This is a genomic window from Ruegeria faecimaris, from assembly GCF_900182615.1.
Classification (GTDB): Bacteria; Pseudomonadota; Alphaproteobacteria; order Rhodobacterales; family Rhodobacteraceae; genus Ruegeria; species Ruegeria faecimaris.
The window spans coordinates 318,159-337,702 of the sequence record NZ_FXTE01000001.1; the positions used below are offsets into that span (position 1 = coordinate 318,159).

Genomic DNA, 19,544 nt, shown 5'->3' on the forward strand with positions numbered 1-19,544 from the left:
CGACGCTGCGGGGTTAGCTGGCGGGCATGGCAAGAATTCCTTTATTGCAGATGTCCGGCATTTCCCTGACTTTCGGGGGCGATCCGGTTTTTTCAGACCTTGATCTGGTGGTTCAACCAGGCGACCGCGTCGCTCTGGTTGGGCGGAACGGATCCGGCAAGTCAACCTTGATGAAGGTGATGGCCGGTTTGGTAGAACCGGACAAGGGCGAGATTGTAATTCCCCCGGGTAAGTCAGTCGGTTACATGGAGCAAGACCCCGGAATGGAAGGGTTTGCTACGCTCGGCGACTATGCCTCCAGCGGGTTAGAGCCGGGTGAGCTTTACAAAGTCGAACGCGCAGGCGAAGGGCTGAAATTCGACCCGGCACGCGCTGTTGAGACGGCCTCGGGCGGTGAACGCCGCCGTGCCGCGCTGGCCAAGCTGATGGGCGAAGCCCCGGATTTGATGCTGCTGGACGAGCCGACCAACCATCTTGACATCGAAGCCATCGCCTGGCTCGAGCGTGAGCTAGGATCGACACGGACGGCCTATGTGCTGATCTCACACGACCGTGCCTTTCTGCGCGCCTTGACCCGCGCGACGCTGTGGATCGATCGTGGGGCGGTCCGACGGCAGGAGCAGGGGTTTACGGCATTCGAGGCTTGGCGCGACAAGATCTGGGAGGAAGAGGACCAGCAACGCCATAAGCTGAACCGCCTCATCAAGTCCGAGGCGAGATGGGCCGTCGAAGGCATCAGCGCCCGTCGCAAGCGCAACCAGGGTCGGGTCCGCGCCTTGCAGGACCTTCGATCTGAAAAAGCCGCACAGATAAAACGTCAGGGTTCGGCCGCGATGACCCTTGAGGCTGGACCAAAATCAGGGCGAAAAGTGTTTGAAGCCAAAGGCCTATCCAAGTCTTTTGGTGATCATCAGATCGTGCGCAACTTTGACCTGTTGGTACAGCGGGGCGACCGCGTGGCCTTTGTTGGCCCAAACGGCGTCGGCAAGACAACATTGCTGAAAATGCTGTTGGGACAAGAGAACCCGGATGAGGGTTCGGTCACGCAGGGCACCAATCTTGAGATTGCGGTTTTCGACCAGACCCGCGCGCAGCTGGACCCCGAAATGAGCCTTTGGGACAGCCTGACCGGCGACCCCGAGATGCGTGTTTCCGGCAAGGCGGATCAGGTGATGGTCGGCGGCCAACCCAAGCATGTGGTCGGCTACCTCAAGGAGTTTCTTTTTGACGAGGGGCAGGCCAGAGCAGCCGTTAAATCACTGTCCGGTGGGGAAAAGGCCCGTTTGCTGCTGGCAAAGCTGATGGCCAAACAGTCGAACCTGCTGGTATTGGACGAACCGACCAACGATCTGGATGTGGAAACACTGGATCTGTTGCAGGAACTGCTGGACGATTATGACGGTACCGTTTTGCTGGTCAGCCACGACCGGGATTTCTTAGACCGTGTGGCCGCAACGACCATCGCGATGGAGGGTAACGGCCGTGCAACCGTCTATGCCGGGGGGTGGTCGGACTATCTCGCTCAGCGCGGCGAGGTGTCTGATAAGAAAGAAGTAAAAACAAAAGCTTCCAAGTCAAAGGTAAAGCAAGAGGCGCAGCCGAAACTGGGGCTATCATTTTCAGAGAAACACCGTCTTGAGAAATTGCCTGCCGAGATTGAGCGGCTTGAGGCGGAAATCGGAAAGCTTGAAGAGCTGATGTCCGATCCTGAGCTTTTCAGCCGTGAACCTGTTAAATTTCAGAAAGCGACCGAGGCTTTGGTCGAGCGGCAGGAAAAGCTGGCCGCAGCCGAGGAAGAGTGGCTGATCCTCGAGGAAAAGGCCGAGGGCGCCTAGATCAGCTTTCGCGCTGTGGCCGGCTATCCGACCACATTTCCTTTGAGCGAGCCGTTTTCATCGGTAGGTGATCAGTCACGCTCAGCGCATTCGCAGCGCGCCGTCGATACGGATGACCTCGCCGTTCAGATAACCCATTTCGACGATGAACCCGGCCAGTCGTCCGTATTCGCGGGGGTCGCCAAGGCGCACAGGGTTGGGAACGTCAGAGGCCAGTTGTTGCTGCACCTCTTCGGGCAGACCGGCCAGCATCGGAGTCATAAAGATTCCGGGTGCGATGGTCATCACGCGGATTCCGGACGAGGCCAGATCCCGTGCCATGGGCAGTGTCATACCCACCACACCGCCTTTCGAAGCGGCATAGGCAGCCTGACCCTTTTGCCCATCAAAGGCGGCAATTGAAGCCGTGTTGATGATAACCCCACGCGCGCCATCCGGTTCTGGGTCGTTCTTTGCCATTTCCGCGGCTGTAAGGCGTGAAACGTTGAATGTACCCACAAGGTTGATGTCGATCGTGCGCTGAAATGCATCAAGCGGGTGCGGGCCATCCCTGCCTACGGTTTTCATGCCAACCGCAATCCCGGCGCAATTCACTGCCGCGTTGATCGCTCCCATCTTCTTGCGGGCATGGGCGATGGCCGCGGCCACGGATGTTTCATCGGTTACATCCGTCTGGGCGAAATGCCCGCCAATTTCTGTTGCGACCTGGCTGCCTCGGTCCGAATCCCGGTCCAGAATGGTTACCTGTGCATTGTTTTCTGCAAAAAAGCGGGCCGTTGCCTCACCCAGCCCCGAGGCGCCTCCGGTGACAATGGCTGCGGTGGTCGACAGGTGCATCTGGATCTCCTTCCAAAAGATATGAACATACGTTCATTTAATATCAGCCAAGGGACAGTGTCCATAGGGGGCGTCGGGCAGGCGACCCTTCCTCAAGGCTTTCTCAGGTCAGCTTCAGGCGTTCTTAATGTTGAAATCTCAAATCGACACTGAACGCAATCGAGCGTCTGGGTGGCGCATTTGAGGAGGACAAACTATGCGAATTGGAACCAAATCAGGGCTTTCCGCTTTGGTTGCCGCTCCGTTTCTGGGGATTATGGCGGCTGGAAGTGCGGCCGCTGCACCAGAGGTCTGCAACTGGAAAACGGCGCGGGATGCTGCAAACAGCGGCGATTATGCGACCATGTGTGAGTGCACGCAGGTAACCCCCAGCTTTCTGGAGCGCTTGCAGAAACGTGCGGATTTCGAATCCACATTGCGAAACACATCAGCGCAATGCCCGGGGTTGGCCGCCTTGTTAACCGACTTTCCGACAGCATCAATCGTAAGCGCGGCAAATGCGGGCGAAGACCGCAGTTCGGACTCAAGCCGTCCGGTCACGCCGGTTGGCGGCGGTGGAACTGGGTCCGGCGGGTCGGGCGGTAACGGTCCCGGCAACGGCGGCGGCGATGATCCGGGTGGCGATAACCCGGGCGATGATCCGGGTAACGGTGGTGGGGATGATCCCGGTGACGACAACCCAGGTGATGATCCCGGCAATGGTGGTGGCGATGGCCCCGGCAAACCCGGAAATGGCAATGGTCCCGGCAAAGGGGGCAATGGTCCGGGTAAAGGCGGTAACGGCCCCGGAAATGGCAATGGAAACGCTGGGAACCCCGGCAATGGCGGGGGCAATAATGGCGGCTCTGGCCCCGGCACCGGAAACGGTGGAGGTAACAACGGCCACGGCGGAGGCCACGGCAATGGCGGCGGCGGCCATGGAAATGGCGGAGGCAAAGGGGGGAAGCGATAAGCCTACAAGTGACGGATTTGCTCATGCAAAACAGAAACGGCCACCCAATTAGGTGGCCGTTTTTCTTTCAGAGGTCTTAGTTATCCCAACTGAACCAGCGCGTGCCTCTTCTTGCCGGCGCTTAGTTTGATGGGCGAGGACAAGGCGCCTGCGTCGATCATCAGTCCCGCGTCTGTTAATGAAGCGTCGTCCAGTTTGGCGCCGTTTTCTGCAATCAGGCGCTTGGCCTCTTTGCCAGATTTCGCCAGGCCAGACTGTACGATCAGTTGCACGATGGATATCGGCAAGTCTGCTTCGCCGACCGTTAGGGTCGGCAGATCGTCCCCGACGCCACCTTTTTCGAACACTTCGCGAGCGGTGGCCTCGGCGTTTGCCGCAGCCTCGGCCCCGTGCAGCAAGGAGGTGACCTCGTTTGCCAGGCGGATCTTGGCCTCGTTGATCTCGGACCCCTGCAATGCGCCAAGGCGGTCACACTCATCCACAGGCAGTTCGGTGTACAGCTTAAGGAACCGCCCAACATCCGCGTCGGTGGTGTTGCGCCAAAACTGCCAGAACTCATAGGGTGAGCGCATCTCGGCATTCAGCCAGACCGCACCGTCTTGCGATTTGCCCATCTTCTTGCCATCGCTGGTGGTCAGCAGGGGTGAGGTCAGGCCATAAATCTCGTTATCCAACACGCGACGGGTCAGGTCGATACCGTTGACGATATTGCCCCACTGATCGCTACCGCCAAGCTGTAGGACACAGCCATAGCGACGGTTCAGTTCAAGGAAGTCATAGGCCTGCAGGATCATGTAATTGAATTCGAGGAAGGACAGCGATTGCTCGCGGTCCAGCCGGGATTTCACCGATTCAAAGGCCAACATCCGGTTGACCGAGAAATGCCGGCCGATGTCGCGCAGGAAGTCGAGGTAATTTAGGTCGTCCAGCCACTCTTCGTTGTTCAGCATCAGTGCTGCGTTTTCTGCGCCGCTATCATAGTCGATATAGGCGGCAAACACCTTTCTGATGCCTGCGATATTGGCGTTGATCTGGTCCGGGCCTAGCAGGGGGCGCTCATCTGACCGGAAGGACGGATCGCCCACCTTCGTGGTGCCGCCGCCCATCAGGGTGATCGGCTTATGACCTGTTTTCTGGAACCAGCGAAGCATCATGATCTGGATCAGGCTGCCCACATGTAGGGACTTTGCCGTTGCATCAAACCCGATATACGCCGACTGACACCCGCTGATCAGCGCCTCGTCAAGGCCCTGATAATCGGTGCAGTCAGCCAGAAAGCCGCGCTCGATCATCGTGGCGATGAAATCCGATTTGGGGTGGTAGGTCATATCGTGCCCTTTGGGTTAATGTTGCGGGGCAGTGTATAGGCGGTGGGGATGACAAGGAAAAGGCACCTTGTCCAAGAAAAACACGCGGCTTATGTGATCTGGCTTGCCTTGGGTTTGCGTTAACGTGCAGGTTGTGGGCAACGCGACGACAGAACGGGCGCGAACAGGCGAAAGAGGGCTGGCGTGGGTCGGGCAATTAGCAAATCAGGCGTATTGACTGCATTGGGTGCAATGTCGGGGACCTCGCTGGATGGCGTGGACGCGGCGGTGATCAAAACGGACGGTTACAGAATTCTTGGCTTTGGGCCCACCGGATACCGTGCCTATTCAGATGCAGAGCGGAAAACGCTTCGCGCAGCACTGGGGCAGTGGCACGGCCCCGAGGTGGATGCCGCGGCGGAATTGGTCACGCTTGCCCATGCCGAAATACTGGCCGACTTCGACAAGATTGACCTGATAGGGTTTCACGGTCAGACCCTAGCACATGAACCAAGCGGGCGCGGCACGTTGCAGGTGGGTGACGGCGATGGCCTGACGCAGGCCTTGGGTGTCCCCGTCGTTTGGGATTTCCGCAGCGATGATGTGGCGATGGGGGGCGAGGGCGCTCCGCTTGCGCCCTTTTTCCACTTTGCCTGCGCCAAGTGGATTGGCGCCACCCAGCCGTTGTGTTTTCTGAACCTGGGCGGGGTCGGAAACCTGACCTATGTAGATCCCAGGTTTGACAGCCCAGAAGTGCTCGGCGCGCTGTTGGCGTTTGACACAGGTCCGGCCAATGCACCGGTTGATGATCTGATGCAGGAACGTCTGGGTCTGCCCATGGATCGCGACGGCGCTGTCGCGCGTGGCGGCAGGGTCGAGACCGGAGCGCTTGAGTTGTTTCTGGCAGAGCCTTTCTTTAACAGGATGCCGCCGAAATCGCTGGACCGGAACGACTTTGCCGAGATGATCCGCCTGGTTCAGGAATTAACAGATGCTGATGCAGTTGCCACGCTTACCGGTATGTGCGCCGCCGGAGTTGCGCAAGGGATCGAGCATTGCCCGGAACCGCCGTCGCGTGTGTTGGTGACAGGAGGGGGACGGCATAACCCGGTCCTGATGGAGATGCTGCGCGTTTCGCTGGATTGTCCGGTGGAGCCGGTCGAAGCGGTTGGTCTGGATGGGGATATGCTGGAAGCACAGGCCTTTGCCTATCTTGCTGTCCGTGTCGCGCGCGGGCTGCCGACCTCTTGTCCCGGCACCACAGGGGTTAAGGCACTGGTCGGGGGCGGGATGGTCAGCGTTCCATCGAGCGAACGTAGTCTGACGTAAATTCTGAATACCCGTCAGAGGTCGATTTCAAATGTGCTTTGGTCCAGTCATGCAGCGTTGGCAGCTGGTGAAACGGCACGTTTGGAAAGGCGTGGTGTTCGGCGTGATAGGGCATGTTCCAGGCCAGAAATCGGACCAATCGGTTGGTGAACGTAGTGCGCGAGTTTTCAAGCATATTCGCCACCGGCGGGCAGAGGCCATGTTCCGCAAGCAGGTACAGCCGAAGAACGGGCTGTGCCACCAAGACCGGCAACAGCCATAAGCTGACCACCAAAGGTGACACCAGCAGGCTTGCCCCTGCAAGCGCGTAAATGGCCAGCAGGACACGGGCCTCAATCCGCATGGCCTTATGTTGGCGATACGGCAAATAGGGCGCCTCGATCCGGCCCATTGCGTTACTGATCACAACGCGCGCCATTCCAGACCAATAGGGCCAACCGCTCAGATAGATCATCAGGCTCGGCCAGCTGTCGGGCCGCGGTTTGCCCCCCAGTTCGGGGTCTTTGTCCGGGTGGTTGGTCCATTTGTGATGCGCGAGGTGAAAGTATCGAAACCAGGTAAAGGGCAGGGCGATTGGGATTGAGACAAGATGCCCAACCGCATCATTCATCCAGCCAGTCCGAAACGGCGTTTTGTGGGTGCATTCATGGCTGAGGGTGAACAGAAACACCAGCAGCACGCCTTGCGGCAGGATCAGCAGCGGCCAGAGCGGGATTTGCACGGCGATGCCTGTACTCGTTGCGCTCAGCACCAATAGATACAGCACCAAGTGCCTCAGACCCGCCGCGTCAGACCGCATCTGCAGCCGGTCTTTGGCCTCGGCCGGGAGTGATGCGATGAGGGCGCGGTGATCCATCGGTCAGCCTCGGGGGATGTCGAACCCTGGGGCGGCGAGTTCGAACCCGTCGAATTCAAACCCCGGGGACACGGTGCAAGAGACCAGCGTATAGGCCCCGCTGCTGCGCGCGGCCTGCCAGTGATCCTTGGGCACGATCAGTTGCGGCGCACCCTGTGACAGATCCGGGGTCAGCAAGTGATCAACCGCCGGACCAGTGTCGGTTGCGCTGAGCGACAGCACCAAGGGTGCCCCTGCGTGATACAGCCAGATCTCGGTCGCATCGACGCGGTGCCAATGGCTGGCCTCGCCCTCGGGCAGCAGGAAATAGATGCAGGTTCCGGTCGCACGGCTCTTGTTCTTGGCGCGCCAGGTTTCGCGGAACCAACCGCCCTCGGGGTGGCGTTGCAGGTTCAGGTGTTGGATGATCTCTTGTGCGGTCATGGGGCCTCGGGTGTTTCTGAGAGATTATGCACGGGTTTGAACGATCCGCTATGGTATTCGTCCCGATCAGGAATATGTTTGGGCAATGACCTTGATGATCCCCTTCGACAACAGTTACGCCCGTTTGCCAAACAGCTTTTATGCGCGGCAAGCGCCGGTGCCGGTCCGTGCGCCTCGCTTGATTGCTTTCAACTCCGATCTTGCGCAGATTCTGAGAATCACGCCCGGCGAGGTGCATGAAATGGCCGAGGCCTTTTCCGGCAACGCCCTGCCAGAGGGGGCAGAACCGATTGCACAGCTCTATTCAGGGCATCAGTTCGGAAATTATAACCCCCAGCTTGGGGACGGGCGCGCGGTTTTGCTGGGCGAGACAGTTGGGACGGATGGCGTTCGACGGGATATCCAGTTGAAGGGATCAGGCCCGACGCCGTTTTCCCGACAGGGTGACGGACGTGCATGGCTGGGTCCGGTGCTGCGCGAGTATGTGGTGTCCGAGGCGATGCACGCGCTGGGCATCCCGACCACAAGGGCGCTGGCCGCCGTAAAGACTGGCGAGGCCATTTTTCGAGAAGGTCCAATGCCTGGTGCGATCCTGACCCGTGTCGCACAAAGCCACCTGCGCGTAGGTAGCTTTCAGATCTTCGCCGCGCGTGGACAGTTGGACAGTCTGCGTCGACTGACAGATTATGCCATCCAGCGCCATTACCCGCAGGCCGACGGCCCGATGGGTCTTTTGCGCGCTGTTGTCGACGCACAATCGCAGTTGATTGCCGCATGGATGAGTGTGGGATTCATCCATGGGGTGATGAATACTGACAACTGCTCGATCTCAGGCGAAACCATTGATTACGGCCCTTGCGCCTTCATGGATAACTATCATCCCAATACCGTCTACAGCTCGATCGACCGCATGGGTCGCTATGCCTATTCCAACCAGCCCGAAATCGCCGTCTGGAATGCGGCGCAACTGGCGACCGCGCTGATCCAGCAGTTCGACGATAAAGAGGCCGCCGTCGCTGAGGCCACCGAAATCGTCCACGGGATGCCGGATCTTATGCAGCAAAATTGGCTTGCAAGGTTCCGGGCAAAGATCGGTCTTGTGACGCAGGAAGACGGCGATCTTGAGATGATCTCGGACTTGCTGAATTGCATGGCGCAGAACCAGGCGGATTTCACCAATACCTTCCGGGCGCTGGGCGGCGATCAGGCGCGGGATCAATTCACCGATCCGCAGGCCTTTGACCAATGGGCTAGGGGTTGGCGGTCGCGGCTGTCTCGTGAAAAAAAACCTGCTGAGGTGATTAACAAGGCCAATCCGACCTTTATCCCGCGCAACCACCGGGTCGAACAGATGATCCAGGCGGCGGTGCAGGGGGATTTTGCCCCATTCCACCGGCTGAACAATGTGCTGTCCCGGCCCTATGGGGATCAACCCGGCGCTTTGGATCTGACACGGCCACCGGCACAGGATGAGGTTGTTCAGGCGACCTTCTGCGGTACATGAGTTCCTCACACCTGTTTTCGCAGTCAGCTACGTCGGTGTTTCGCCATGCGCTTGCTTTGGTGAAGCCGGCTTGCAATCAACGATGAGCAGCGCAATCCTGCGATCTCAAACGGACTTTCAGGAACCCATGTCTCAGACCGCAATCCTGCGCATCGCCAGCTATAATATTCAGAAATGTGTCGGACTGGATCTACGTCGACAGCCCCAGAGGATTCTTCAGGTCATCGAAAGCCTGCAGGCCGATATTGTCGTCTTGCAAGAGGCCGACAAACGATTGCCTCCGCGCCCTGCGGCCCTGCCGCATTTCATGCTGGACGAAGCGGGATGGCAGATCGTTGATTTGGGTGGGGCTGGCAGCTTGGGGTGGCATGGGAATGCAGTGATCTGGCGGGGTGATGCGATCCGTGTCCGGCAGACCGGGCATCACGAATTACCGGGGCTGGAACCGCGTGGGGCTGTCAGGGTCGAGTTTGACACACCAATCGGTCCGCTTCGGGTGATGGGCATGCATCTGGGGCTCTTGCCCGCCTCACGCCGTCAGCAAATCACCCACCTCAGACGGTGCGATGCGAATCTAGAGGATTTGCCAACTGTCTGGGCGGGGGATTTCAATGAATGGTCCCGACAGCCGGTTCTGGATCACCTGGCCCCGGATATGCACTTTCTTCCACCATTCCCCAGCTTTCCAGCGGCACAGCCGCTGGGCGCGCTGGATCGGATCGCGCTCGGCGCGGGGCTTGAGGCTGTTTTGCATGGCGTGCATTCGGTACGACCCGCGCATATCGCCTCGGATCACTTGCCAATCTGGGCCGATCTACGCCTTGTAGCTTAGCCGGTAAATCCCCTGTAGCGCCGATCACGCATACGGTTTAATACAGAGAACCGAATATATGCCGAGGGTCCCTATGTCCGACACGATCATCGCCCGTTGCGAAGCCAAAGGCCTGCGTATGACAGGACAGCGCCGCACGATTGCACAGGTGCTGCAACAAAGCGATGATCATCCCGATGTCGAAGAGCTCTATTCGCGCGCCTCGCAGGTTGATTCTGGTATTTCTATCGCCACCGTCTATCGGACCGTCAAACTGTTCGAAGAGGCCGGGATTCTAGAGCGTCTAGAATTCGGTGATGGTCGCGCGCGGTACGAGGATGCCGAACGGGACCATCATGATCACTTGATCGACATGCAGTCAGGTGAAGTCATCGAATTTGTAGACCCTGAGATCGAAGCGCTACAGGAAAAGATTGCAGCTAAGCTGGGCTACAAGCTGAAAGGGCACCGGCTGGAACTGTATGGCGTTCCGCTAGACCACGACTGATCCATCACAAAAAACGAACGGCCTGCGCACGGGAATTCATGATTCCCGGGCGGATATTGCTTGCCTGACCGCCCGGCATCGGCTTTTGCTTGGATATGACCGGCTGAACGCGCCGCAATATTCTACGGACAAAACTATGAACAATGTGAACGGCATTTTGCTGGTCGTCGGCGCAATGGCGGCCTTTGCACTTGAAGATATGTTCATCAAACACCTGTCGGTCACAGTGCCAACAGGACAGATCATGGTTCTTTTGGGCCTTTCCTGTGGTCTGGTCTTTGTTGGTATGGCGGTGTTCACCCGCAAACGCATCTTTGATGCTGCCGCGTGGCAGACTTTGCCCCTGATACGTGCGCTCTGCGAGGGGTTCGGGGCCGTGGCTTTTGTGACCGCGCTGTCTCTGGTCGATTTGTCAACGGTTGCCGCGGTGTTTCAGGCAATGCCTTTGGTCGTTACAATGGGGGCGGCGTTGTTCCTGGGCGAGCAGGTTGGATGGCGGCGATGGAGCGCAATCGGCGTTGGTTTCATCGGTGTTCTCTTGATCATCCGACCGGGGTTGGACGGGTTCCAGCCAGAAACCCTTTTCGTCGTGGCCAGCGTTGTGGCTATTGCCGCCCGCGATCTGATCACACGCAGGCTGGATGTGCGTGTGGCCTCGGCAGTAGTTGCGATGCAGGCCTATGGGGCGGTTACCATTGCCGGTTTTGTGCTGATCTCAATGGCCGGCCAGCCGGTCGTTGCACTGAACCAGGCGCAATTCGGGCCGTTCCTGGGCGCGATTGGATTTGGTGTTCTGGGGTATTACGGGATTGTCAGCGCAATGCGGATTGGCGATGCTTCGGCCCTGACCCCGTTCCGATACACCCGGCTGGTGTTTTCTATTGCGGCCGGAATGCTGATGTTCGGGGAACGCCCGGATATGATGACGGTTGCCGGTGCATCGCTGATCCTGGGGTCGGGGCTCTATACCTTCCTGCGCGAACGAAGCCTGGCGCGGTCACTGGCTGTCGCGGCCTGACGGATCGTCGCAGGTTTGCGCAAACAGGCTCTCAGATCTGTGTTAGCGATAACATGAGTGGTTTACTTTTTGCCCTATACTGATATGAGGCTGGCAACTGATTGCAGCCACAGGGACGGGCCTCATGAGCACCATCATCGACATCCATGCACGCGAAATTCTGGACAGCCGGGGCAACCCGACCGTCGAAGTGGACGTGATCCTGGAAGACGGCACCATGGGCCGTGCCGCCGTCCCGTCAGGTGCCTCGACCGGCGCCTATGAGGCGGTCGAAAAGCGTGATGGTGACAAATCGCGCTATATGGGCAAGGGCGTGCTCGAAGCGGTTGCCGCCGTAAATGGTGAGATCGCCGAAGAACTGGTTGGGTTCGACGCGACCGAGCAGGTGGCGATCGACCAGACTATGATCGAACTGGACGCCACCGAGAACAAAGGACGTCTGGGCGCAAACGCCATTCTGGGCGTTTCGCTGGCAACGGCCAAGGCGGCAGCGGATTTCACCACACAGCCGCTGTTTCGCTATGTCGGCGGCACCTCGGCCCGTATCCTGCCCGTGCCGATGATGAACATCATCAACGGTGGCGAACATGCCGACAACCCGATCGACATTCAGGAATTTATGATCATGCCGACCTCGGCGGCGAATATCCGCGACGCGGTGCGCATGGGGTCCGAGGTGTTCCACACTTTGAAGAAAGAGCTGTCGTCGGCAGGTCTTGCCACAGGTGTCGGCGACGAGGGCGGCTTTGCCCCCAACATCGCCAGCACGCGCGAGGCACTGGATTTCATTCTGAAATCCATCGAAAAGGCGGGCTACAAGCCGGGTGAGGAAATCCATCTGGCTTTGGACTGCGCCGCGACCGAGTATTACAAAGACGGCAAATACGTCCTGTCCGGTGAGGGCAAGAGCCTGACCTCGGAAGAAAATGCCGACTATCTGGCCGCTCTGGTCAAAGACTATCCGATCATCTCAATCGAAGACGGCATGTCTGAGGATGATTGGGACGGCTGGAAAGCCCTGACCGACGCCATCGGCGACAAGGTGCAACTGGTGGGCGACGATCTGTTCGTCACCAACCCCACGCGACTGGCGGAAGGGATTGAACGCGGCTGTGCCAACTCGATGCTGGTCAAGGTGAACCAGATCGGATCGCTGACCGAGACGCTGCGCGCCGTCGATATGGCCCATCGCGCACGCTATACCAATGTGATGTCGCACCGCTCGGGCGAGACCGAAGATGCCACGATTGCCGATCTGGCAGTGGCCACGAATTGCGGTCAGATCAAAACCGGATCACTGGCGCGGTCAGATCGGTTAGCCAAGTATAATCAACTGATCCGTATCGAAGAATCTCTGGGTGAGATTGCCGAATACGCAGGGGCCTCAATCCTCAAGCGCTGAAACCTGTAAGCCTGAATTTTGATTGCCTGGCCTGTGGAAATGGGCCGGGTTTTTTTGTGTTGGATTGTAGGTTTTGCCCATGTCTAAATCTCAAACCGGCACTTTAGCATGATTGGGTCAGAAGAAACTTGGGAGGTTATGAATAGTATTATCTAGATATATTAATGACTTATATAGGGGTCCTGCGCTAGCGATCCTTATGTGTGAACTTTTTCCTTTTTGTTCTGTAGTGCGCATTCGTATCATATTGAAATAACAGATAAGGGGAACACTATGAATGGTTCGAAACTTCTTCTGGTAGCGTCTGCACTCAGCACTGTATTTCTGGTTGCTTGCTCAGAGCCTGGAACATATCCGATCACCGGTACGGCAGTGTCCCCTGACGATCCGGTGGCAAACCTTGAAGCACCGGTTTACATCCGTCGCGGTGAGGCCCGGTAGGGCCTTCAATCTTTCGCGGGTGGCCTTGTTGTTCAGCCACACAGAAATGGATCAAAGGGTTTTGCTCATCAGCATATAGCGGTCACGAGGCTTGAAACCTGTGCGTAGATACAGTTTCTGTGCCGTCTCGTTTGTACGATCGACTTCAAGATGCAAGGCTGTGAGCCCCGCGCTCGCCAACGCCTTGGGCAAATCCAGCAAGACTTCAGACGCAATTCCGCGCCCTCGCACGGCAGGACGAATATAGATCTCATCCACGAATCCATCCATGCCGCCGAATTCAACCGACCACCCAAAGGTCAGGATGACATAGCCCAAGGGTGCGCGACCGGGGCCAATCAGGTAGATGCACCCAAAAGGTATTCCCTCGAGAAGAGGGGCAAGCGCATTGCGCGTCTGATCGGCATCCTGGGTAATGCCTTCTTCGGCGTGAAAGGCGGCGACCAGACCAACCAGACGTTCCAGATCCTCGGGGCGGGCAAGGCGAAGTGCGGCGCTCATAGTCGGGCCAGCCGATCCGTGAGCAGATCAAAGAACCCGCCAGCGTCAATTTCTCCGATGAACAGGGCGTTGGGTTTTCTGTCGGTAACACCCCACCAATCGGCAACAGTCATGCCCAGGGTCAGCTCTGATTGGGTCTCGACCTCGACATTCACCAGCCGCCCGGTAAACAGTTCGGGCTTGATAAGATAGGCTGTCACGCAAGGGTCGTGTAGCGGAGCACCTTCCGAGCCGTATTTGTTCTTGTCGAACCGTTCAAAGAAATCGGTCATCTCGGCCACCGCGACACCGGCCTTGTTTCCAATTCTACGGAAGGCATCGTTGCGCGTCTTGGTCACCAGAGCTTTATGCGTGACATCAAGCGACATCACCACAATGGGACGTCCAGATTTGAACACAATATCAGCGGCTTCTGGATCGACGTAAATGTTAAATTCGGCGGTTGGGGTGATGTTTCCAACTTCGAAATATGCCCCTCCCATCAAAACGATCTCTTGAACTCGATCCACGATGTCAGGCGCTTTGCGGAACGCTGTGGCGATGTTGGTCAATGGCCCAAGGGGACAGAGCGTAACGGAGCCTGGTTCATGCGCGCGCAACGTGTCGATGATGAAATCGACGGCATGTCCTTCGGACAGCGGCATCTGCGGATCCGGCAGAACCGGCCCATCCAAGCCAGTTTTGCCATGCACATGCTCTGCTGTGATCAGGGGGCGCTCTAACGGGCGGTCGCATCCGGCATAGACGGGGGTCTGGGTATGGCCAGCCAGTTCGCAGACAATACGCGCGTTTTTAGCTGTCAGCTCTAAGGGTACGTTGCCAGCGACTGCGGTAATGCCCAAAACCTTAATTTCGTCGGGGCTGGCAAGCGCCAGCAGAATGGCGACGGCATCGTCCTGTCCCGGATCGGTGTCTATAATGATTTTGCGAGCGGGCATGATCGTCTCCGGAGGTCGTGAAGGTGGGACACTCGCAAGTGTCCGAGAGCTTGTCTAGCGGTTTTACGTTCCGGCCTCGGCCTTTGCCGGCGGGAGTTTGCCATTGGCCCGATGTTCCTCGATCTTCACCTCGTCCCAAAGCGCGTCCATCTCTTCCAGCGTGCTTTCCGTTGGGGTTTTCCCCCGTGCAGCCAGGCGCGACTCGACCTGTTCGAACCGGCGGGTGAACTTGGCGTTGGTCCGACGCAGGGCGGTCTCGGGCTCGACCCCAAGATGGCGGCCCAGATTGACCATAACGAATAGCAGATCGCCGAACTCATCCTCTAACGCATCCGCATCCATGCGGTCGCGTGCCTCTTCCAGTTCGGCAGCCTCTTCGGTAATCTTGGCCAGCACATGGCTGGCATCGGGCCAGTCGAATCCAACACGGGCGGCACGTTTCTGCAATTTGAGAGCACGCAGCAGGGCGGGCAGGTTGGCGGCGACACCGTCCAACGCGCCTTGTTGTTCTTTACCAGCACGTTCGGCTGCTTTGATGGCTTCCCAGTCCAGTGTTTGCTGCTCTGCCGATTTGTCGCGGGATTCGTCGCCAAAGACATGCGGGTGCCGGGCGACCATCTTGTCCGACATGGTGCGCACCACGTCCTGAAAGGTGAAATGCCCGGCTTCTTCGGCCATTTGTGCATGAAAGACAGACTGGAACAGCAGATCCCCGAGTTCGCCCTTCAGCTCATCATAAGCCTCACGTTCGATGGCATCAGCGACCTCATAAGCCTCTTCGATCGTATAAGGAGCGACCGTGCCGAAATCCTGCTCGATATCCCATGGGCAGCCGGTTTGAGGGTCGCGCAGTCGGCGCATGATCTCTAACAAGCGTTCGATGCCAGCATCGCTGTCATGGATCAGAGGATTTTCGGCCATTGCGAACCCTTTCGTTCCGGTGTCAGATGCATCCATTCCGCAGTCACGATCAGGAGTCCACCCCAGATGCCCGTCGTCAACCGAATTGCCGATTTCTCTGCCGATATGGCCGCATGGCGCCAGCATCTGCATACGATCCCCGAGCTTGCATTCGAATGCCACGAAACCGCGGCCTTTGTCGCGGATCGACTCCGTGAGTTCGATGTGGATGAGGTGCACCAAGGGATCGCCACCACTGGGATCGTTGCGATCATCAATGGCCAGGGTGAGGGGCCGACGATCGGTCTGCGCGCTGATATGGACGCTCTGCCTATCCCCGAGGAAACAGGAGTCGCGTACCAATCAACCAAGCCCGGAAACATGCATGCCTGCGGTCATGACGGGCACACCACGATGTTGTTGGGCGCAGCGCGCTATCTGGCGGAAACCCGAAATTTCCGTGGACGCGTGGCGCTGATCTTTCAACCGGCCGAAGAAGAGGGTGGTGGCGCGGGCGTCATGGTCGAAGAGGGGATTATGGACCGGTTCGACATTTCCCAAATCTATGCATTGCACAATGCGCCTGGAATTCCCGAAGGATCCTTTCAGACAACCCCCGGGCCGATCATGGCTGCTGTTGATACGTTCGAAGTTCACATTCAGGGCCTTGGTGGCCATGGTGCCATGCCGCATGAAACTCGGGATCCGGTGATGGCGGCCTGCGGTATCGCCCAGGCGATTCAGACCATCGTCAGTCGTAACAACTATGCTTTGGACAGTCTGGTGATCTCGGTCACGCAAATCCATACCGGCACCGTGAACAACGTGATCCCCGATACCGCCTTTATCAACGGCACTGTGCGCACTTTTGATCCGACTGTGCAGAAAATGGTGATGGAGCGGATGGAACAGATCGTACAAGGACAGGCCCAATCCTATGGTGTCGAAGCGCGGCTGGACTATGAGGTCAACTATCCTGCAACAATCAATGACGCCGACAAGACTGGTTTTGCCGCAGAAATCGCGCGTGATGTTGCTGGTGCAGATCGCGTGATGACCAATGTCGACGCGATGATGGGGGCCGAGGATTTTTCATACATGCTGCAATCGCGCCCCGGCGCTTACCTGTTTCTGGGGCAAGGCGAGGGGGCCGGACTGCATCATCCGAAATACAACTTCAACGACGACATCGCGCCGGTTGGGGCGTCTTTCTTTGCGCGGATCGTCGAAAAGGCCCAGCCTTTGGGCTGACAGGAGAAAGACATGGCACTGGAAGATTCAAAGAATTTCGTCGACGAGGCGTTTACCAATCCTGAACTGAAAGGCGTCTCGTACGAGAATACTTTCGGGGGGGCGATGTCATTTTTGCGCCGCTTGTATACCAAGGATCTGACCGGGATTGATATCGCCGTAACCGGCGTGCCATTTGATCAGGCGGTGACGAACCGTCCCGGTACGCGTCTTGGGCCACGCGCCATCCGCGAGGCCAGCACGTTGCAATCTCCGGATGAGCCTTATGGCTGGCCGTTTGATGCGCTAAGCGAATTGGCAATCGTGGATTATGGGGACATGGCTTATGACTACGCCAATATACCTGCCTTTCCGGACACATTGACGGACCACATTCGCACAATTCTCAACGCTGACGTGGCCTCGGTGACGCTTGGTGGGGACCACTATATCAGCTTTCCGATCCTGAAGGCCTATGCCGAGAAATACGGGCCGATGTCCTTGCTGCAATTTGATGCGCATACGGATACGTGGGCTGACGACGACATGTCCCGCGTGGATCATGGGACCATGTTCTACAAGGCGGTCAAATCAGGGATTGTGGACCCTAAGCGTTCCGTTCAGGTGGGTATTCGTACGACGAACGAAGATACTTTGGGGGTCAACATCATCGACGCTCGGGAGGTGTACGAGTCCGGTCCCGCCGCCGTGGCGCAAAAGATCAAAGGCATTCTTGGTGACAACCCGGTTTACCTGAGCTTCGATATCGACGGTCTGGACCCGGCCTTTGCGCCTGGCACGGGAACGCCGGTCTGGGGTGGACTGAGTTCGATTCAGGCCCAGATCATCCTGCGCGACATTGCTGGGATTAACATCAAAGGCGGGGACGTGGTCGAGGTTTCACCGCCCTATGACACCTCAGGTGCGACAGCGATTGCAGGCGCACATGTGGCGACCCAAATCATTTGCCTGCTGGGATGGAACAAGCTGAAGCCTTAACCTTTGGTTAGCCATCTTTCCGGTATCAGGTTAGCAGCAGGGCAGGACGGAAGACATAACGGCATGACACAATTCAACCAACCAATCAGCGGTAACGATCTGGCGCGTTTTTCCGGCCCAAACACGTTTATGCGCCTGCCGCAGGCGGATACGTTGGCCGGATTGGATGTGGCCGTAATAGGCATCCCGATGGACATTGGCACCTCTTGGCGGTCGGGGACACGGTTCGGACCGAAACAGATCCGCAGCGAAAGTGCGATGCTGCGGCCTTACAATATGGCCACCTTTGCGGCCCCCTTCGACAGCCTGCAAATCGCCGACATCGGCGATCTGGCGATCAACACCTTTTCGCTGTCCGACAGCCTGAGGATCATCAAGGAAAGCTATGACGCGATTCTGGCGCAGGGTGTGACACCTGTGGCGATGGGGGGCGATCACTCGATCACCTTGCCGATCCTGCGGGCCATAGCCGCGAAACACGGGCCTGTGGCGCTGGTGCATGTGGATGCTCATGCGGATGTGAATGATGAGATGTTTGGGGAAAAGGAAACCCACGGCACCGTTTTCCGGCGCGCCTATGAAGAAGGGCTGATCGTGCCGGACAAAACCTTTCAGATCGGCATCCGAGGCTCTGGCTATGCGGCATCGGACTTTACCGAGGCCAAAGGGTGGGGCTTTCGCCAATACCCCGCATGGGAGCTTTGGCAGCAGAACCTGACGGTCATGGGCGCGCAGATACGCAATGAGATCGGGGATCATCCGGTCTATATCACCTATGACATTGACAGTCTGGACCCGTCCTTCGCCCCCGGAACCGGCACGCCCGAGATCGCCGGGTTAACCACACCGCAAGCGTTGCAACTGATCCATGCCCTGGGCGGGGCTAATGTGGTTGGGTGTGATCTGGTCGAGGTTTCTCCGCCGTACGATCCCTCTGGCAATACGGCGCTGACCGCTGCCAATCTGCTGTTTGAACTGCTGTGCATATTGCCAGGCGTGACGTCACGGTAGGGATCGCGGCAATCTCTTGTTTGCCATGCGGAACTGCATATGGTTCCGCAATCTAACAGAGTGGAAAAGATGAAAATGGCGCTGTGGCTGATTGCGGGTCTGATTGTCCTTGTGGGGGCGTATATACGGCTTGCGCCGTCTGATCCCGCCATCTGGCACAATACCCCCGTCGGCGACGCGAACAGAGACCTCCGTGGTGGCGTCGTGCGAGTACTTGAAACGGGGCCGGACGGGTTGGCGCAGTTGAACGAAATCGCAATGGCCTCACCACGTACAAAGGTTCTGGCCGGGTCAGTTGATGACGGGATGGTCACCTATATCACCCGTACCAAAGTGATAGGTTTTCCAGATTACACAACCGCCCAGCAGAACGGTGATACACTGCGCATCTATGGCAGATTGCGCTTTGGACGCTCAGATTTTGGGGTAAACCGAAACCGCGTTGATGGCTGGCTCGCGCGGATGCAGCCCTGAGGACAGGCATCCTTCCTGTACCTCGCGCCACATCGGAACGTTCAGTGACATCTGACATTGTGCAGTGAAAATGCGACCGTCGACCTGCAGGCAGATCATCTCACCCAATTCAACGCGTGACCCGGATTTGTCAGTGCAATAGCAGTCCTGTACCTTGCCGCCGGGACCGACGACATCGGCCATCACGGGCGTCGCAAAAAGCGATAGAACCAGAACCAACCGTCTCATGCGGGGCAGCTTAGCATACGGACAGCCCTTGACCATAGCC

The 19,544-nt window shown here is 57.8% G+C and carries 21 protein-coding genes; 13 read left to right on the forward strand and 8 right to left on the reverse strand.

The window, feature by feature from the left end:
- Positions 1 to 26: 26 nt before the first annotated feature.
- Entirely contained in the window at positions 27 to 1,835 is a 1,809-nt protein-coding gene (locus tag FN806_RS01600; protein WP_142633364.1) for an ABC-F family ATP-binding cassette domain-containing protein, read from the forward strand.
- An 81-nt stretch (positions 1,836 to 1,916) separates the two neighbouring features.
- On the opposite strand, the gene FN806_RS01605 is transcribed toward FN806_RS01600, so the two are convergent.
- Positions 1,917 to 2,672 (reverse strand): 3-hydroxyacyl-CoA dehydrogenase, encoded by a 756-nt coding sequence (locus FN806_RS01605; protein WP_142633366.1) that lies wholly within the window; start codon positions 2,670 to 2,672, stop codon positions 1,917 to 1,919.
- Between the two features lie 196 nt (positions 2,673 to 2,868).
- Here FN806_RS01605 and FN806_RS01610 point away from each other — a divergent pair, with 196 nt between their 5' ends.
- Positions 2,869 to 3,624: a hypothetical protein gene (locus FN806_RS01610; protein WP_142633367.1), complete on the forward strand. Its 756-nt coding sequence runs from the start codon at positions 2,869 to 2,871 to the stop codon at positions 3,622 to 3,624.
- A gap of 80 nt (positions 3,625 to 3,704) precedes the next feature.
- Here the strand turns inward: FN806_RS01610 and tyrS are convergent, their stop codons facing one another.
- Positions 3,705 to 4,952 carry a tyrosine--tRNA ligase gene (gene tyrS / locus FN806_RS01615; protein WP_142633369.1) on the reverse strand — a complete coding sequence of 416 codons (1,248 nt, stop codon included), beginning with the start codon at positions 4,950 to 4,952 and terminating at the stop codon, positions 3,705 to 3,707.
- Between the two features lie 231 nt (positions 4,953 to 5,183).
- Between tyrS and FN806_RS01620 the strand changes: the two genes are divergently transcribed.
- On the forward strand, positions 5,184 to 6,260 hold the full coding sequence (locus FN806_RS01620) for an anhydro-N-acetylmuramic acid kinase (protein ID WP_246097126.1): 1,077 nt from the start codon (positions 5,184 to 5,186) through the stop codon (positions 6,258 to 6,260).
- On the opposite strand, the gene FN806_RS01625 is transcribed toward FN806_RS01620, so the two are convergent.
- Together FN806_RS01625 and FN806_RS01630 are read right to left on the reverse strand one after the other, a co-directional pair.
- On the reverse strand, positions 6,226 to 7,116 hold the full coding sequence (locus FN806_RS01625; protein ID WP_142633373.1) for a fatty acid desaturase: 891 nt from the start codon (positions 7,114 to 7,116) through the stop codon (positions 6,226 to 6,228). The two genes, FN806_RS01620 and FN806_RS01625, sit on opposite strands and share 35 nt — an antisense overlap.
- A 3-nt stretch (positions 7,117 to 7,119) precedes the next feature.
- Positions 7,120 to 7,539: a cupin domain-containing protein gene (locus FN806_RS01630; protein ID WP_142633375.1), complete on the reverse strand. Its 420-nt coding sequence runs from the start codon at positions 7,537 to 7,539 to the stop codon at positions 7,120 to 7,122.
- Between the two features lie 85 nt (positions 7,540 to 7,624).
- On the opposite strand from FN806_RS01630, the gene FN806_RS01635 reads away from it, so the two are divergent.
- The 6 genes from FN806_RS01635 to FN806_RS20370 all read left to right on the forward strand — a co-directional run bounded on the left by FN806_RS01635 (position 7,625) and on the right by FN806_RS20370 (position 13,223).
- Entirely contained in the window at positions 7,625 to 9,043 is a 1,419-nt protein-coding gene (locus tag FN806_RS01635) for a protein adenylyltransferase SelO (RefSeq protein WP_142633377.1), read from the forward strand.
- Between the two features lie 127 nt (positions 9,044 to 9,170).
- Entirely contained in the window at positions 9,171 to 9,875 is a 705-nt protein-coding gene (locus tag FN806_RS01640) for an endonuclease/exonuclease/phosphatase family protein (protein WP_142635102.1), read from the forward strand.
- Positions 9,876 to 9,948: 73 nt separating this feature from the next.
- Entirely contained in the window at positions 9,949 to 10,362 is a 414-nt protein-coding gene (locus FN806_RS01645; RefSeq protein ID WP_142633379.1) for a Fur family transcriptional regulator, read from the forward strand.
- Between the two features lie 136 nt (positions 10,363 to 10,498).
- A complete protein-coding gene (locus FN806_RS01650) occupies positions 10,499 to 11,380 on the forward strand; it encodes a DMT family transporter (RefSeq protein WP_142633381.1) in 882 nt (293 codons plus the stop codon).
- 124 nt (positions 11,381 to 11,504) lie between these two features.
- Positions 11,505 to 12,782, forward strand: a complete 1,278-nt coding sequence (gene eno / locus FN806_RS01655; protein WP_142633383.1) for a phosphopyruvate hydratase — start codon at positions 11,505 to 11,507, stop codon at positions 12,780 to 12,782.
- Between the two features lie 273 nt (positions 12,783 to 13,055).
- Complete coding sequence (locus FN806_RS20370; protein ID WP_185956604.1) at positions 13,056 to 13,223, forward strand: hypothetical protein; 168 nt, start codon at positions 13,056 to 13,058, stop codon at positions 13,221 to 13,223.
- Positions 13,224 to 13,274: 51 nt separating this feature from the next.
- Here FN806_RS20370 and FN806_RS01660 read toward each other — a convergent pair whose 3' ends face one another.
- The 3 genes from FN806_RS01660 to mazG all read right to left on the reverse strand — a co-directional run bounded on the left by FN806_RS01660 (position 13,275) and on the right by mazG (position 15,583).
- Positions 13,275 to 13,724 (reverse strand): GNAT family N-acetyltransferase, encoded by a 450-nt coding sequence (locus FN806_RS01660; RefSeq protein WP_142633385.1) that lies wholly within the window; start codon positions 13,722 to 13,724, stop codon positions 13,275 to 13,277.
- On the reverse strand, positions 13,721 to 14,662 hold the full coding sequence (locus tag FN806_RS01665) for a nucleoside hydrolase (RefSeq protein WP_142633387.1): 942 nt from the start codon (positions 14,660 to 14,662) through the stop codon (positions 13,721 to 13,723). The genes FN806_RS01660 and FN806_RS01665 overlap by 4 nt, the downstream gene beginning before the upstream one ends.
- A gap of 63 nt (positions 14,663 to 14,725) precedes the next feature.
- The gene (mazG, locus tag FN806_RS01670; protein WP_142635104.1) at positions 14,726 to 15,583 is read right to left on the reverse strand and encodes a nucleoside triphosphate pyrophosphohydrolase; all 858 of its coding nucleotides are present in this window, start codon (positions 15,581 to 15,583) and stop codon (positions 14,726 to 14,728) included.
- A 66-nt stretch (positions 15,584 to 15,649) separates the two neighbouring features.
- Between mazG and FN806_RS01675 the strand changes: the two genes are divergently transcribed.
- The 4 genes from FN806_RS01675 (at position 15,650) to FN806_RS01690 (ending at position 19,276) form a co-directional block, all read left to right on the forward strand.
- Positions 15,650 to 16,813: a M20 aminoacylase family protein gene (locus FN806_RS01675; RefSeq protein WP_142633389.1), complete on the forward strand. Its 1,164-nt coding sequence runs from the start codon at positions 15,650 to 15,652 to the stop codon at positions 16,811 to 16,813.
- Between the two features lie 12 nt (positions 16,814 to 16,825).
- Complete coding sequence (gene speB / locus FN806_RS01680; RefSeq protein WP_142633391.1) at positions 16,826 to 17,791, forward strand: agmatinase; 966 nt, start codon at positions 16,826 to 16,828, stop codon at positions 17,789 to 17,791.
- Between the two features lie 63 nt (positions 17,792 to 17,854).
- Positions 17,855 to 18,802: an agmatinase gene (gene speB, locus FN806_RS01685; RefSeq protein ID WP_142633393.1), complete on the forward strand. Its 948-nt coding sequence runs from the start codon at positions 17,855 to 17,857 to the stop codon at positions 18,800 to 18,802.
- Positions 18,803 to 18,871: 69 nt separating this feature from the next.
- Positions 18,872 to 19,276 carry a DUF1499 domain-containing protein gene (locus tag FN806_RS01690; protein ID WP_185956634.1) on the forward strand — a complete coding sequence of 135 codons (405 nt, stop codon included), beginning with the start codon at positions 18,872 to 18,874 and terminating at the stop codon, positions 19,274 to 19,276.
- On the opposite strand, the gene FN806_RS01695 is transcribed toward FN806_RS01690, so the two are convergent.
- A complete protein-coding gene (locus tag FN806_RS01695) occupies positions 19,217 to 19,504 on the reverse strand; it encodes a hypothetical protein (RefSeq protein WP_142633397.1) in 288 nt (95 codons plus the stop codon). The two genes, FN806_RS01690 and FN806_RS01695, sit on opposite strands and share 60 nt — an antisense overlap.
- Positions 19,505 to 19,544 lie beyond the last annotated feature (40 nt).

Excerpts from the sequence above, each read along its gene's own strand:
- FN806_RS01600 (WP_142633364.1), top strand. The coding sequence starts at position 27 with ATGGCAAGAATTCCTTTATTGCAGATGTCCGGCATTTCCCTGACTTTC.
- FN806_RS01605 (WP_142633366.1), bottom strand. The coding sequence starts at position 2,672 with ATGCACCTGTCGACCACCGCAGCCATTGTCACCGGAGGCGCCTCGGGG.
- FN806_RS01610 (WP_142633367.1), top strand. The coding sequence starts at position 2,869 with ATGCGAATTGGAACCAAATCAGGGCTTTCCGCTTTGGTTGCCGCTCCG.
- tyrS (WP_142633369.1), bottom strand. The coding sequence starts at position 4,952 with ATGACCTACCACCCCAAATCGGATTTCATCGCCACGATGATCGAGCGC.
- FN806_RS01620 (WP_246097126.1), top strand. The coding sequence starts at position 5,184 with ATGTCGGGGACCTCGCTGGATGGCGTGGACGCGGCGGTGATCAAAACG.
- FN806_RS01625 (WP_142633373.1), bottom strand. The coding sequence starts at position 7,116 with ATGGATCACCGCGCCCTCATCGCATCACTCCCGGCCGAGGCCAAAGAC.
- FN806_RS01630 (WP_142633375.1), bottom strand. The coding sequence starts at position 7,539 with ATGACCGCACAAGAGATCATCCAACACCTGAACCTGCAACGCCACCCC.
- FN806_RS01635 (WP_142633377.1), top strand. The coding sequence starts at position 7,625 with ATGACCTTGATGATCCCCTTCGACAACAGTTACGCCCGTTTGCCAAAC.
- FN806_RS01640 (WP_142635102.1), top strand. The coding sequence starts at position 9,171 with ATGTCTCAGACCGCAATCCTGCGCATCGCCAGCTATAATATTCAGAAA.
- FN806_RS01645 (WP_142633379.1), top strand. The coding sequence starts at position 9,949 with ATGTCCGACACGATCATCGCCCGTTGCGAAGCCAAAGGCCTGCGTATG.
- FN806_RS01650 (WP_142633381.1), top strand. The coding sequence starts at position 10,499 with ATGAACAATGTGAACGGCATTTTGCTGGTCGTCGGCGCAATGGCGGCC.
- eno (WP_142633383.1), top strand. The coding sequence starts at position 11,505 with ATGAGCACCATCATCGACATCCATGCACGCGAAATTCTGGACAGCCGG.
- FN806_RS20370 (WP_185956604.1), top strand. The coding sequence starts at position 13,056 with ATGAATGGTTCGAAACTTCTTCTGGTAGCGTCTGCACTCAGCACTGTA.
- FN806_RS01660 (WP_142633385.1), bottom strand. The coding sequence starts at position 13,724 with ATGAGCGCCGCACTTCGCCTTGCCCGCCCCGAGGATCTGGAACGTCTG.
- FN806_RS01665 (WP_142633387.1), bottom strand. The coding sequence starts at position 14,662 with ATGCCCGCTCGCAAAATCATTATAGACACCGATCCGGGACAGGACGAT.
- mazG (WP_142635104.1), bottom strand. The coding sequence starts at position 15,583 with ATGGCCGAAAATCCTCTGATCCATGACAGCGATGCTGGCATCGAACGC.
- FN806_RS01675 (WP_142633389.1), top strand. The coding sequence starts at position 15,650 with ATGCCCGTCGTCAACCGAATTGCCGATTTCTCTGCCGATATGGCCGCA.
- speB (WP_142633391.1), top strand. The coding sequence starts at position 16,826 with ATGGCACTGGAAGATTCAAAGAATTTCGTCGACGAGGCGTTTACCAAT.
- speB (WP_142633393.1), top strand. The coding sequence starts at position 17,855 with ATGACACAATTCAACCAACCAATCAGCGGTAACGATCTGGCGCGTTTT.
- FN806_RS01690 (WP_185956634.1), top strand. The coding sequence starts at position 18,872 with ATGAAAATGGCGCTGTGGCTGATTGCGGGTCTGATTGTCCTTGTGGGG.
- FN806_RS01695 (WP_142633397.1), bottom strand. The coding sequence starts at position 19,504 with ATGAGACGGTTGGTTCTGGTTCTATCGCTTTTTGCGACGCCCGTGATG.